This is a genomic window from Qipengyuania sp. NPDC077563, from assembly GCF_044901345.1.
Taxonomy (GTDB): Bacteria; Pseudomonadota; Alphaproteobacteria; order Sphingomonadales; family Sphingomonadaceae; genus Qipengyuania; species Qipengyuania aestuarii.
Window position 1 is genome coordinate 828516 of record NZ_JBJDPC010000001.1, and the last position, 13758, is coordinate 842273.

The following is a 13758-nucleotide window of genomic DNA, read 5'->3' on the forward strand; positions in this document are numbered from 1 at the left end:
GGCCGGGAGTATCGCTACTCCCGGCCCCTGTCTTTTATCGTGACTGAACCAATCTTTTCAGCGAGCACCGAACAGACGTGCGAGGAAACCCGGTTCTTCCATCGGGATAATCTTCCCGTGGTGCTTATAGCGAAGACTGGCATCGCTATAAGTCTTGGGCTTCACCCACCCGTCGGGGCGGCTGCTGCGGTAGGACAAGCTCGACATGGGCAATTCCTCCATGAAATCTTTTCCCTTCGTCCGCTGGGTAGAACCACCTAGGCCAGAATCCGGTTCCCGGCCGCGCCATGGAGAAGACGCGATAGCTGTGGCGCGCCTGCAACATTAACCATCGTGAGCCGCGGTTTCCCGGCAAGCAGCTTATATCAGAACAAGCTATTTTTTTCGGTGGATGCCAGCGAAACTAGCCGCCCCCGCCGGCAATCCAGCGGTCGATCTTCGCTTCCAGGACCGGAAGCGGCAGCGCGCCGGTGTCCAGCACCTGGGCATGGAAGTCGCGGATGTCGAAGCGATCCCCCAGCTTCTGCTCCGCCCGTTCGCGCAGTTCCTGGATCTTGAGCGCGCCCACCTTGTAGGCCAGCGCCTGGCTCGGGATGGCGATATAGCGTTCGACTTCGGCGACGACTTCGGTTTCGGTCATTCCGCTGTTCGCCAGCATGAAGTCGATTGCCTGCTGGCGCGTCCAGCCCTTGGCATGAAGCCCGGTATCGACGACCAGCCGCATGGCGCGAAGTTGCTCGTCCTGGAGCGTGCCATAGCGGTTCCAGGGGTCGTCGTAGAAGCCCATCTCGTAGCCGAGAGTTTCGGCGTAAAGCGCCCATCCTTCGACATAGGAGGTCTTGCCGCCAAACCGCATGAAAGCCGGAAGGTCCTCGTTTTCCTGCGCGAGGCTGATCTGGAAGTGATGCCCCGGAGCGCCCTCGTGGAGGTAAAGCGTGACATTGCCGGTCGTCAGGCGGCTCGGCAGATCATAGGCATTGAAATAGAAGGTCCCCGGGCGCGATCCGTCCGGTGCCCCGCTCTCGTAGGACCCGCCAGCGCTGAATTGCTCGCGATATTCCTCGTAAGGCTTGATCAGCAGCGGGGTCTCCGGAACGAGCGAGAAATAGTCGCCGATCTTCGCATCCACCTGCTTGCCGATGTCGTAATAATTCTGCGTCAGCGCTGCCCTGCTTTCAGGTTTGAACTGCGCATCAGTGCGGACAAAATCGAAGAATTCGTTGAGCGTGCCGTCGAACCCGACCTCGGCCTTGATCTCTTCCAGTCCGGTCTTGATCCGCGCGACTTCGGCCAGGCCAAGATTGTGGAGATAATCGGCGGTCAGCGGCAGCGTGGTCGTGTCCTCGATCAGCTGCCGGTAGAGAGCCGGTCCACCCTTCATCTGGGAGAGACCGACGCTGGTACGCGCCTCGGCATAATATTCGTCGCGCAGGAAATCGCGCATGCGCTCATGCGCGGCGTAGATATCCTCGATGGACGCGCGATATTCCGTGGTCAGGCGCGATTTGTCGGCCTCGGAAAAATCGTCCGGGAAATTCGTCACCGGCATCCAGAAGGGCGATTCTTCGATATCCATGGCCAGCTGCGTATCGAGCTGGCTGATGACATTGCCGATCGTCAGCTGCGTCTCCAGCACTCCGCTTGCCAGACCTTCGCGGAAACGGGCGATCGCGCGGTCGCTCAATTCGACATAATTCTCGTGCCGCTTGAGATTGTTTTCGTAATCCTCGACCGTCTCGAACGGCGCCGCGCTCTGGCCGCTGGCAAAACCAGGATAGAAGGTGTGGAAGCCGGAGAAGTGGTTCACCGGGCGCACTTCCGTGACCGCGAGCAGTTCGGGCGCGAGCCCCTTGATCGCCTGGCGCTGGTCGTATGCGAACACGTCATAGGCAAGCTGGTCGGTCGGCGTCAGGGCGCTGCGATCGATCTGGCCGAGCCTGCGCAAGTTCAGCTCGGCATCCGCCCGGCTCGCATCGTTATATTCATCCGTCAGGTAATCGCCGAGCCGGTCGGCATACCGCATGTCCCCGCGGAACAGCGCGCTCATCGGATTGAGCGCGAGGCTCCGTTCATCGGCATCGTCGAACAGCGCGAAGAGCGCGTCATGGGCCGCATCCTCAGCGGAGGCAGGCGCGGCAGCGTCGGCAACCCCTTCGGAATTGGCCAACTGTCCGGTTGTCGCGCAGGCGGCAAGCGAAAGAGCAGATGCGCCGATGAATGCTATGCGGGTGAATTTCATGTGCAGATTACCCCCTCTGGTTATCTGCCCACTTTACGCCCAAGCTTCCGCGAAGTGAAATCGCCTGCCGACCGCGGCACCATGCCCTTCGACCAACGACCGGCCTAGTCGGCAATGCGGCCGCGAACCATCACCCAGTCGACATCCTCCAGCGCGGTCACATCTTCCAAGGGATTACCCTCAACCGCAATCATGTCGGCGGAATAACCGGGGGCGATGCGACCAATCTCGTTCTCCATGTGGAGCACCTTGGCGGCATTCGTGGTTGCGGTGGCGAGCGCATCGCGATGGCTCATGCCCTGCCCGACCATCAGCGCGAATTCACCGGCGTTGCGCCCATGTTCGAAAACGCCGGCATCGGTACCAAAGGCGATCGGCACGCCCCAGCGGTAGGCTTTGCCCATGAAGACGCTGGCTATTTCCGCCACGTCGCGAATCTTGGTCTCGACCGTGGGCGTATAGACACCTTGCCCGAGCCGTTCCGTCACCCCCTGGAAAGCCATGAGCGTGGGAACCAGAACCGTGCCGTTATCCTTCATCGCCTTCGCGGCGGCTTCGTCCAGATAAGTCGCATGCTCGATCGTATCGATGCCCGCGTTGGCAGCCGCTTCGATCCCCCGTGCGCCATGGGCATGGGCCATGACATCGAGCCCCAGCGAGTGGGCCGTATCCGCGATACTTTTCATCTCCGCGTCGGAGAAATGCGCTTCCAATCCCCTGCCCTGCTGGCTGAGGACGCCGCCCGTGGCGGTGATCTTGATGATATCCGCGCCGTTCTGGCTGGCGCGCCGCACCTTCTCGGCGCATTCGACCGGCCCAGTACAACTGTAACCGCTAGAAAGGATCGCGTTAATTTCCGGCTTGAAGCCAGAAACATCCCCATGACCACCAACGATAGCCAGCGGCGGACCAGCGGCAATGATGCGCGGCCCCTGGATCAGACCTTCCTCGATGCCGCGACGTAGCGAGAAGGCAGTGTGCTGCGCGCTACCGGCTTCGCGGACGGTGGTGAACCCGGCCTTCAGGGTCTTTTCCGCATTCTTGACGCCGACCACCACGCCCCATTCATCCGGCTCCACCGCTTCACGCCAGAAGTCCCCTCCCGGATCCCCGGTCAGATGAACATGCAGATCGATGAGACCTGGCACCAGCGTCTTGCCTTCCAGATGGACCATCTCGGCGCCTTCCGGTGCTTCCGCCCAGCCTTCCTCAACACTCACTATGCGCCCATCAGTGACCGTCACCGTCGATCGCCCCATCGGTGCGGTCGCCGGATCGGTGATCACCCGGTCGGCGTGGATGATCGTGGTTTCAGCAGACAAGGCGCTCGCGCTGGCGAGCAGACTGCCGACGAGGCCCAAAGTGATGGCGCGCATGAATTCTCTCCTCCTGTCGCCTTCGGTGATGCCGTCTCCGCCCGCCACCGACAAGCCCCGGTTTGCCCTTTGTGCATGGCTCGTTATGAAAGCTCCCGCAATTCAACAGGAGAGGATCGCACATGAAACTTCGCCCTTTGGCCGTCGCCGCATCGCTGCTTGCGAGCGCTTCGATCGGTGCAACCGCGCAAGCGCGCCCGATGACGCCGGACGATGTCGCCAAGCTCGAAAGCGTCGGCACTATCGCCGTTTCGACCGACGGCAGCCGCATCGCCTACACGACCGCCAGCCTGCCCGACATCACCGATGGCGAGGATAACGGCAGCTTCAAGCAGCAGCTCAAAATGGCATATGCGCCGATGAGCGCACGGGATTTCCTGCCGGACGACATCAGCGTTTCGGGAATCGCCTTCTCACCGAATAGCCGCATGGTCAGCTTCGTCTGGGCCGACGAAGGAGAAGACCGGGCTGTCTGGGGCATACCCGTCGATGGCGGTGCACAGCGCAAGCTGGCCGCGGTCGAAGATGCGAACGTTCGCTCCTACGCCTGGGCGCCGGACGGTTCGCGTATCTGGATGCTGGCATCGGCGAAGGAAGACGAGGATCGTGAAAAGCAGGCCGGAGCAGGGTTTAATTCGGTCGTCTACGAAGAGGAGGCCCGCCTTAACCGGCTGTTCTCTGCCAGCGTAGGGCAGGAAGTCGATGGCGATCCGGTGGCGGTCACGATCCCGGGCTATGTCAGCGGTTTTCGTATCGCGCCCGGCGGCAAGACCGCAGTTGTCGACAGCGCGCCCACGCCGCAGATCGATGATGCCTACACCTCCAAGCGGGCGCATGTCCTCGACCTGGAGACCGGCAAAATACTGCGCGTGATCGAAACACCTGGCAAACTTGGCGATATCGAGGTCTCGCCCGATGGCCGCCAGCTTTCGATGATCGCGGGCGTCGATATGAACGATCCCGCCGACACGACGCTGCACCTGGTCGATGTCGCGACCGGCACCTATCGCGCACTCAATGCCGGTGCGCCGGAAGCAGCGGTCGATGCGGAATGGCTCGCCGACGGCCGCCTCGCGGCAGTCATCCACAAGGGAGCGCAGAGCGCTCTGCGTATCTACAATCCCGATGGTACCGTTGCCGAAGAGCATGATGGCGGCGCGTTGATCCTCTCGAGTGTCGAGGCCGGTGGCAACACCCTGGCGGTGGAAGCGAGCAGTCCCAGCCATCCGACAGAACTGTTCGTGTGGAACAACGGTAGCTTCAATCGCTGGACGCGGCACAATCCGTGGCTCTCCGAAATCAACTTCGGCAAGCAGCGCACGTTCCGCTATAACGCGCGAGACGGTCAGGAAATCGAAGGCGTCCTGATCGAACCGGTCGGGGGAGCCCCACGCGGCGGCGCCCCGTTGATCCTAAGCGTTCACGGCGGACCGGAAGCGCATGATAGCAATGGCTGGGTCACGGGCTATTCCTCTCCCGGGCAGGTTGCCGCGGGCCAGGGTTATGCCGTGTTCCTCCCCAACTATCGCGGTTCCACTGGCTATGGGACAGCGTTCTCAAAGCAGCACACGGGCAATTATACCGACCCGGAATTCACCGATCTCGTCGATGCCAAGCGCGCCCTGGTGAGCGAGGGTATCGCAGATCCGGATCGCACCGGCGTGACCGGCGGATCATACGGCGGCTATGCCACTGCTTGGTCGTCGACAGCCCTGTCCGATGAATTTGCCGCCGGTGTGATGTTTGTCGGGATCTCGAACCAGATTTCGAAGTTCGGCACCACCGATATTCCCTACGAGATGTACAACGTGCATTCAGGCAAATGGCCGTGGGACGACTGGCAGGGCATGCTCGAAGTCAGCCCGATCTATCACGTAGACAAGGCCAATACGCCGCTGCTCATCATGCACGGCGAAGAAGATACCCGCGTGTCGCCCAGCCAGAGCTATGAACTCTATCGGTCCATGAAGGTGCGCAAGCCTGAAGTGCCGGTTCGGCTCGTGCTTTATCCGGGCGAAGGCCACGGCAACTCCAAGGCTGCCGCGCGCTACGACTACAATCTGCGGATGATGCGCTGGTTCGACACTTACCTGAAAACGGGCGACCGGGATGCTCCGCTCCCCGATAGCAGGCCCGAACTCCCGGCTGGAACGACCGGGGCCGGCAAGGCAGAAGACTGAGGAGGAGAGGGCGGCCAACAGGTCGCCCTTTTCACATTGCCGGCGTTATCTCAGCCCAATGATTGCCATTCGCGAATTGCCTCGATCGGCCAGAACAGCATCACCACATTGAGCGTAAGATTGTCGCGGATGATACACAGGGTCAGCAGTTCAAACAGCACTGCCAGTGCGACGCTGACTTTCCATGGCAGACGGAAAGCGATGAGGAAACCAGCCATCATCCAGCCAATGCCCGCCATGGAATTGACGATGCTGTCCCCGACATAGCCGAAGCTGACCGTTACGTCGCGGTAACGATCGATGATCATCGGGGTATTTTCCACCACTTCCCAGATTGCTTCGATGCCGACCGCGATTGGCAGGGCCCATTTCGCCAGCCGACCTTTGAACACGCTCCAGCGCACCCACAGCAACCAAGCCAGGAAATACATGATCAAGCCATGGATAAAATGGCTCGGGCTGTACCAGTCCGTTATGTGCTGGCTGTTGCCCGACGACTGCACCACACCATGCCATAACTTGATGTCACCGCAGGTGCAGATGAGCGGGCGGTCCATGGCCAGCAGGATAGCCAGCGTTACCAGTAACAGCGCCAAGGTGGCGAGCCAGGCACCCCGATGGGCGGCGAGCGGGTTCCCCGTCAGCGAAGCGCGACCGGTCACCCGCCAGCCCCAGTCTTCAGAAGGTGTAGCCGACGCCAAGCGCGACGAGATACTGGTCATCATCACCGCGGATGCTGGTGAACGGCGTATCGGCCGCGTCTCCCACTAGCTTCGTCCACCCGCCAATGCCGACCAGCGAGAGGCCGCCATCGGTAAGGTCACCACTCAAATCGTGAGCGACCAGCAGGTTGAGGCCATAGCTTTGCATTCCGCCCTCGGCATTGAACCCAGGGAGAACGTCCTCGGCGGGAAGAGCAGCGTTGGCGGCGGGAACCGAATAATAATAATCGGCAAAATCGTCATCCACGAAGCTGGTGCTGAACGATAGCGAAGCTGCCGTCGCGCGGCTGACCGGCGTGAAATAGGTCACCGACGGGCTGATCGTGCGGCCATCATGAGCCCCTGCAACATCCCAAGTGGCGTCGAGCGAAAGGCTGAGGCTGTCAAAGGGGTTGAGCAATTGCGGGAACTTCACCCCGACCGAAGCGCCGACCTCGACAGCGCGATCGAGCTCGCCATAAGCTGCAACGACATCGTCGTTGATGTCATCGGCGTCGACACGGTCGTTGCGCAGGCGGACCATCGGGCCGGCGGAAAAGGAAACACCTTCCGACGCGTCGGGGATCAGATCGAGCGCCAGGCCGGCGGGGCGCGGATTGATATCGATGCCCCATACAGAACCCTGGACGATCGGCAGGACGTTCACATTGTAGTCGTCACTGCCCGAATAGCTGGGGTTGTAACCGACACCGACGCCGACGCTGAGAAAATCGCCGTCGAATACCGTGCCTTCCTCTCCGGTCGGAAGCGGTGCGGCAGTGTCAGTCTGCTGGGCGGCAGCAGGCGCGGCCAGCGCGCAGATAGCAGCGGCGGCGATCGCAGGCACGAAACGAATCATTCAATATTCCCTCAATTTATTCCTGGCAGACACAGGAATGCGTTATCTGGTATGCCCGCGTTAGTAGAAAAGGACGTTGCCGCCAATGCATGGCGCTTCTAATCCATTTCCCGATGAATTCTGAAAATATCGATCTTGCTATCGTCGGAGGCGGTCTTGCCGGCGGATTGATTGCCTTGGCCGTGCGAGATTGTGCGCCGCACCTTACGGTAGGTCTGTTCGAAGCAGGCGAAAGCTTCGGAGGCAATCACCGCTGGAGCTGGTTCGAAGGTGATCTCGACGCGCGCGGCACCAAGCTGATGCAGCGGTTTCGCAAGATGCAGTGGAGCGGGGGCAACGAGGTCCGTTTTCCCGCCTACAGCCGATGCCTGCAAAGCGATTATCGTTCGCTCGGCAGCCGTGATTTCGACCTCGCACTGCGGCGTGAGCTGCCGCAATCGGCAATCCGCACGGGCGCCAAGGTGATCGGGCTGGACAGCGAGGGAGTAACCCTGTCGGACGGCAAGCGCGTTACGGCTGCAATGGTTCTCGACTGCCGGGACGCTCAGCCGAGCGAGCATCTTACCGGCGGATGGCAGGTTTTCCTCGGCCAGAACCTGAAGACGGATCGCCCGCACGGGGTGGATCGTCCGGTGATCATGGATGCGGCCGTCGATCAACCGGGCGCCTATCGCTTCGTCTACTTACTGCCGCTGAGCGAGGACGAAATCTTCGTCGAAGACACGTATTATGCAGACAGTACGCAGCTCGACGCGCCGCTTCTGCGCCAGCGCATCGCTGATTATGCCGAGGAACAAGGCTGGCGATTCCAGGTCCTGCATGAGGAGACGGGTGTGCTACCGGTCGTCACCGGCGGGGATTTTTCAGCCTATCGTACATCATTGGCCCAAGCGGGGGTGGCCTTGGCGGGAGCAAGAGGCGGCTTCGTCCACCCCCTGACAAGTTACACCCTGCCCATCGCCGTCGAGAACGCTCTGGCGATCGCCGAAGCAGCCCGCGAAAATCTCGCGCGTCTGCCCAAAGTGGTGGAGGAGCGGGCAAAATCGCACTGGCAGCGTACCGCCTATTATCGGCTGCTTGGGAAAATGCTGTTCGAAGCGGCGGAGCCGGAGGAACGATATCGGGTATTCGAGCGCTTCTACCGACTACCCGAACCTTTAATCGAACGCTTTTACGCCGCCCGCTCAACCCCGCTCGACAAGATGCGCATCCTAACCGGAAAACCGCCTGTGCCCATCGCCCGCGCCATGAAGGCTCTGCTTGGCAAGGGCGCTCCGCTCGTCCAAGGAAAGTGACCATGAACGCCGAAACGCCGTATCCGCCGGTCGCCTCAGATCTTCCCAACTCGCCGACCCTCCCAGCATCGACCGGCAAGAACGCCTGCGTGATCGGATCGGGCTTTGGCGGTCTTGCTCTTGCTATCCGGCTGCAGTCTGCCGGGATCGCCACGACTGTCATCGAAGGTCGGGACAAACCCGGCGGGCGCGCTTACTATTGGGACCGCGATGGTTTTACCTTCGATGCGGGCCCCACGGTTATCACCGATCCCGACTGCCTGAGGGAGCTGTGGGCATTGACCGGCCACGATATGGCTCAGGATATCGAGATCATGCCGGTCATGCCATTCTACCGGCTCAATTGGCCCGACGGCACCAATTTCGACTATTCGAACGACGAAGAGCAGCTCTTCAGCGAAATCGTAGAGCTCAATCCCGTGGATGTGGCCGGATACCAGCGTTTCCTTGAATATGCCGAGGGCGTTTACGAGGAAGGCTATGTCAAGCTGGGCCATGTGCCCTTCCTCGACTTCAAGTCGATGATGAAGGCTGCCCCGGCCCTCGCCAAGAAACAGGCCTGGCGCAGCGTCTATTCGATGGTTTCAAGCTATGTCGAGAACGAGAAGTTGCGGGAGGCGCTGAGCTTCCACACGCTTCTGGTCGGCGGCAATCCGATGAAGACCAGCAGTATCTACGCGCTCATCCACAAGCTGGAGAAAGACGGCGGCGTGTGGTGGGCCAAAGGCGGGACAAACCGGCTGATCGCGGCAATGGTTACCCATTTCGAGCGCATCGGCGGCACGATCCGCGTGGGTGATCCTGTGACCCAAGTCCACACACTGGGTAACAAGGCCAGCGAAGTGGAAACTCAGTCCGGCTTCAAGCAACGCTTCGACGCGGTAGCCAGCAATGCGGACATCATGCACAGCTACAAGGACCTGCTGGCGGGCACAAAGCGGGGCGCGAGTTATTCGAAAACGCTCTCACGCAAGAAATTTTCGCCAAGCCTTTTCGTCGTGCACTTCGGGATCGAGGGAACCTGGCCCGGGATCCCGCATCACATGATCCTGTTTGGCCCCCGCTACAAAGGCTTGCTGGAGGACATCTACGATCACGGCGTCTTGCCGGAAGATTTTTCCATCTACCTTCACCATCCCAGCGTGACCGATCCAAGCGTGGCACCTGAAGGAATGAGCACATTTTATGCGCTGGTTCCCGTCGCTCATATGGGTAAGTTGTCGATCGACTGGGACGAAATGGGTCCCGTTCTCGAAAAACGGATTCTCGACGAGATCGAGCGCCGACTGATTCCTGATTTGCACGGACGGATAAAGACCAAGTTTCATTACGCGCCGAGCAATTTCGCAACCGATCTCAATGCGCACAAAGGCAGCGCCTTCAGTCTTGAGCCGCTATTGACCCAGAGCGCATTTTTCCGCGGGCACAACCGCGATGACGTGCTGGACAATTTCTATCTCGTCGGGGCAGGGACGCATCCAGGAGCCGGGATACCCGGCGTAGTTGGTAGCGCCAAGGCGACCGCCGGCTTGATGGTCGAGGATTTGGTTCAGGCATGAAGCGTTTGGCAGTTTATTGCGGTTCGGCATCGCCGAATGATCCGCGGTATATCGAACTTGCCCGGGAAGTGGGCGCCGGCCTTGCAAAGCGCGGCATCGGTGTCGTTTACGGTGGAGGCCGACTGGGCCTAATGGGCGCCGTCGCTTCCGGTGCGCTTGATGCAGACGGCGAAGTGATCGGCATCATTCCCGAGGCACTGGCCAGTAGCGAAGTCGCCAATCACGACTGCACCGAATTGCACACGGTCGGCGGAATGCACGAACGCAAACAGAAGTTCACCGACCTGTCGGACGGCTTCATCACGATTCCCGGCGGCGTGGGCACCATGGATGAACTGTGGGAAGCGGTAAGCTGGGCGCAATTGGGCTATCACACCAAACCGGTCGGACTGCTCAACGCCTTTGGCTTTTACGATCATCTCATTGCCTTCAACCGCCACATGGCTGAGGTCGGTTTCGTGCGCTCTGCCCATCAGGGGATAATTCTGGCAGAAGAGACGTTAAGTGCGTTGCTCGACAAGATGGAAACTTATGAGCCGCATACTCCGATCTTCAAGATGAAGGCAGCCGACCTCTGAACAAGCCCCGCCCCCTTACGACGCAGAACCTTCGCCCCACCTACACCAGGGCTGGTGGCGGGCGGGACCGGCATGCTTTGGTGGAAAAGGCGCTGGAGTCTATCGAGGTCGGCTCCCACAGTTTTTCCGCAGCCTCAAAGCTGTTCGACAAGACCACCCGCGAGCGCAGCTGGCTGCTGTATGCGTGGTGTCGCCGATGCGACGACATTGCGGACAATCAGGAAAAGGGCGGTCCTCTGGGCGAGCAGGGTACGCCCAAGGACGCGGAAGATAGAATTCAGGCAATTCGTGTGCTCACTCGCCGCGCACTCGAAGAACAGCCAACGGCCGACTTCGCCTTCGACGCGTTCGGGCTCGTGGCCAAGGAATGCCATCTCGACTACGACATGGCCAATGATGTCATCACCGGCTTCGCGATGGACGCGACCGGCTTCGCCCCGACCAACGAACGGGACATGATGCGTTATTGTTATCATGTCGCCGGTGCTGTGGGGATTATGATGGCCCATATCATGGGCGTCCGCTCGGACGACGGAGAGACGCTGGACAGAGCCAACGACCTTGGTCTTGCTTTCCAAATCGCCAATATCAGCCGTGATGTCGTGGAAGATGCCGCTGCCGGGCGTGTCTATATTCCCGCCGACTGGCTTGCCGAGGCAGGTCTTGCCCCGGGAGAGCATGCGAAACCCGAAAATCGCTTCATTCTCGCCAGCATCATGCCGCGCATGATCGCGCTGATGCAGAAACATGAAGATGCAGCGCGTCTTGGCGCAAAAAATCTTCCTTTTCGTTCGCGTTGGGCGGTTCTCGCAGCGGCCAATATCTACGGTGCGATCGGCCGCAAGGTTCTCGACCGCGGGCAGAAGGCCTGGGATAGCCGTACTTGCGTCAGCAGGCTGGAAAAGGCGTGGCACGTTACCACAGCTTTCTTCGAAGCGCTCCGCAACAACCCTCCCGGGCCCGACGAACCCATCACGTGGTCGCGGCACGATTATCGGCCGCTCGCAGGCTGGTAGCTGCCCCCACCGCTTGATGGATCGAGCGGCTGCCGCTAGCGCATTCGTATGATCACGAAACTGCTTATCGCCAATCGTGGCGAGATCGCCTGCCGCATCATTCGTACCGCCCGTGAGATGGGCATCTTAACGGTGGCCGTCTATTCCGATGCCGATGCAAAGGCGCTGCACGTGCGCAGCGCTGATGAAGCGGTTCATATCGGCCCGTCTCCCGCAGCGGAAAGCTATCTGGTCGGAGAGAAGATCATCGCAGCGGCCAAGCAGACCGGCGCCGAAGCGATCCATCCCGGCTATGGGTTTCTGTCCGAAAATGCCGCTTTCGCCCAGGCTGTGATCGATGCCGATCTGATCTGGGTCGGCCCTAAACCCAGCAGCATCGATGCGATGGGGCTTAAGGACGCTGCCAAGAGACTAATGCGCGAGGCAGGCGTTTCTGTCACTCCCGGCTACGAAGGCGAAGACCAGTCCGTGGAGCGCCTCAGCAAGGAAGCAGACGCCATCGGCTATCCGGTACTGATCAAAGCCGTTGCGGGCGGCGGCGGCAAAGGCATGCGCAAGGTGGATGCGCCAGCGGATTTCGAGGCTGCTTTGGAAAGCTGTCGGCGCGAAGCCAAGGCCAGTTTCTCGAACGACGAAGTGTTGCTCGAAAAGTGGATTACCTCGCCCCGGCATATCGAGGTGCAGGTCTTCGGGGATGCCCATGGCAATGTGGTCCATTTGTTCGAACGCGATTGCTCGCTCCAGCGCCGGCACCAGAAGGTCATCGAGGAAGCCCCCGCCCCCGGCATGGACGAGGCCACGCGGGAAGAGCTTTGCGCAGCGGCCGTACGCGCCGCCAAGGCAGTCGACTACGAAGGCGCAGGCACGATCGAATTCATCGCCGACGCCAGCGAGGGCCTGCGCGCCGACCGGATCTTTTTCATGGAAATGAACACACGCCTGCAGGTCGAACATCCGGTGACCGAGGAAATCACCGGCGTCGATCTGGTCGAATGGCAGCTCCGTGTTGCAAGCGGAGAACCAATCCCTGCAAAGCAGGAAGATCTCTTCATCGACGGCCATTCGATCGAGGCGCGCCTTTACGCAGAAGATCCTTCAAGCGGCTTTCTCCCCTCGACAGGTCCTCTGGAGCATTTCGACCTGGGGATCGCAGGCCGCATAGAAACAGGTGTTGAAGAAGGCGACACGATTTCACCGTTCTATGATCCCATGGTCGCCAAACTTGTTGTGTGGGGGGAGACACGCGGCGAAGCTATAGATCAGCTGGCGGAGATCGCTGAAAGAGTCGAAATCTGGCCCGTGAAAACCAACGCCGCGTTCATTGCAAATTGCTTGCGGGACGACGATTTCGAACAGGCCAATCTCGACACTGCTTTTATTGCAGAGAAGATGGACAGTCTGGTTTCCTCCGACACGGCGGGCGATTCCATTTGGCAAAGTGCGGCGGACTTCATTGCGCTGAGCGAAAGCGAGGACCACGAGGACCTGCCTATCGGCCTACGCCTCAATGCTCCCGGAGTGCTGACCACCACGCTCCATCACAAGGGGGAGACGAGGAAGGTCGTCGCGGGGCGCACAGTGGCCGACAGCGAAACGACTGGATTTGTCGACCCCTCAAGAGCGGTGGTGTTCGCCGACGGCCAGAGCTTCGTTTTCGAACGTGAATCGCGAGGTTCGGGCGCAGCTTTAGCGGGCGACGGCGCCGTCATCGCACCGATGCCCGGCAAGGTCATCACAGTCGATGTAACCGAAGGCGAAACTGTCACTGCGGGCCAGCGTCTCATGGTACTCGAAGCGATGAAGATGGAACACGCGCTCACCGCGCCGTTCGGCGGGACCGTGACCGAGCTTTCCGCAAGCGAAGGCGGTCAGGTTCAAGTCGACGCGGTCCTCGCCGTGGTCGAACCGGACGCAGATTAGATTTCGCGCAGCCTGCTGGTGACGTTTGGCTGCGT

At 60.4% G+C, this 13758-nt stretch carries 11 protein-coding genes; 6 read left to right on the plus strand and 5 right to left on the minus strand.

Going from position 1 to position 13758, the window contains the following annotated elements:
* Positions 1–57 precede the first annotated feature (57 nt).
* The 3 genes from ACI2I1_RS04060 to ACI2I1_RS04070 all read right to left on the minus strand — a co-directional run bounded on the left by ACI2I1_RS04060 (position 58) and on the right by ACI2I1_RS04070 (position 3615).
* On the minus strand, positions 58–222 hold the full coding sequence (locus ACI2I1_RS04060) for a hypothetical protein (protein WP_221543212.1): 165 nt from the start codon (positions 220–222) through the stop codon (positions 58–60).
* 181 nt (positions 223–403) lie between these two features.
* Complete coding sequence (locus tag ACI2I1_RS04065) at positions 404–2239, minus strand: DUF885 domain-containing protein (protein WP_404678009.1); 1836 nt, start codon at positions 2237–2239, stop codon at positions 404–406.
* A 104-nt stretch (positions 2240–2343) separates the two neighbouring features.
* Positions 2344–3615: an amidohydrolase family protein gene (locus ACI2I1_RS04070; protein ID WP_404678010.1), complete on the minus strand. Its 1272-nt coding sequence runs from the start codon at positions 3613–3615 to the stop codon at positions 2344–2346.
* A 122-nt stretch (positions 3616–3737) separates the two neighbouring features.
* Between ACI2I1_RS04070 and ACI2I1_RS04075 the strand changes: the two genes are divergently transcribed.
* Positions 3738–5795: a S9 family peptidase gene (locus ACI2I1_RS04075; RefSeq protein WP_404678011.1), complete on the plus strand. Its 2058-nt coding sequence runs from the start codon at positions 3738–3740 to the stop codon at positions 5793–5795.
* Between the two features lie 50 nt (positions 5796–5845).
* On the opposite strand, the gene ACI2I1_RS04080 is transcribed toward ACI2I1_RS04075, so the two are convergent.
* Together ACI2I1_RS04080 and ACI2I1_RS04085 are read right to left on the minus strand one after the other, a co-directional pair.
* A complete protein-coding gene (locus ACI2I1_RS04080; protein WP_404678012.1) occupies positions 5846–6520 on the minus strand; it encodes a DUF2585 domain-containing protein in 675 nt (224 codons plus the stop codon).
* The gene (locus tag ACI2I1_RS04085) at positions 6474–7355 is read right to left on the minus strand and encodes a MipA/OmpV family protein (protein WP_404678013.1); all 882 of its coding nucleotides are present in this window, start codon (positions 7353–7355) and stop codon (positions 6474–6476) included. Before ACI2I1_RS04085 ends, ACI2I1_RS04080 begins: the two co-directional genes overlap by 47 nt.
* Before the next feature lie 113 nt (positions 7356–7468).
* Here ACI2I1_RS04085 and crtY point away from each other — a divergent pair, with 113 nt between their 5' ends.
* The 5 genes from crtY to ACI2I1_RS04110 all read left to right on the plus strand — a co-directional run bounded on the left by crtY (position 7469) and on the right by ACI2I1_RS04110 (position 13723).
* Positions 7469–8650: a lycopene beta-cyclase CrtY gene (crtY, locus tag ACI2I1_RS04090; protein ID WP_404678014.1), complete on the plus strand. Its 1182-nt coding sequence runs from the start codon at positions 7469–7471 to the stop codon at positions 8648–8650.
* A gap of 2 nt (positions 8651–8652) precedes the next feature.
* On the plus strand, positions 8653–10209 hold the full coding sequence (locus tag ACI2I1_RS04095) for a phytoene desaturase (protein WP_404678015.1): 1557 nt from the start codon (positions 8653–8655) through the stop codon (positions 10207–10209).
* On the plus strand, positions 10206–10787 hold the full coding sequence (locus ACI2I1_RS04100; protein WP_404678016.1) for a TIGR00730 family Rossman fold protein: 582 nt from the start codon (positions 10206–10208) through the stop codon (positions 10785–10787). Before ACI2I1_RS04095 ends, ACI2I1_RS04100 begins: the two co-directional genes overlap by 4 nt.
* An 80-nt stretch (positions 10788–10867) precedes the next feature.
* Positions 10868–11803 (plus strand): phytoene/squalene synthase family protein, encoded by a 936-nt coding sequence (locus ACI2I1_RS04105; protein WP_404678017.1) that lies wholly within the window; start codon positions 10868–10870, stop codon positions 11801–11803.
* A gap of 48 nt (positions 11804–11851) precedes the next feature.
* Positions 11852–13723: an acetyl/propionyl/methylcrotonyl-CoA carboxylase subunit alpha gene (locus ACI2I1_RS04110; protein WP_404678018.1), complete on the plus strand. Its 1872-nt coding sequence runs from the start codon at positions 11852–11854 to the stop codon at positions 13721–13723.
* Positions 13724–13758: the final 35 nt, after the last annotated feature.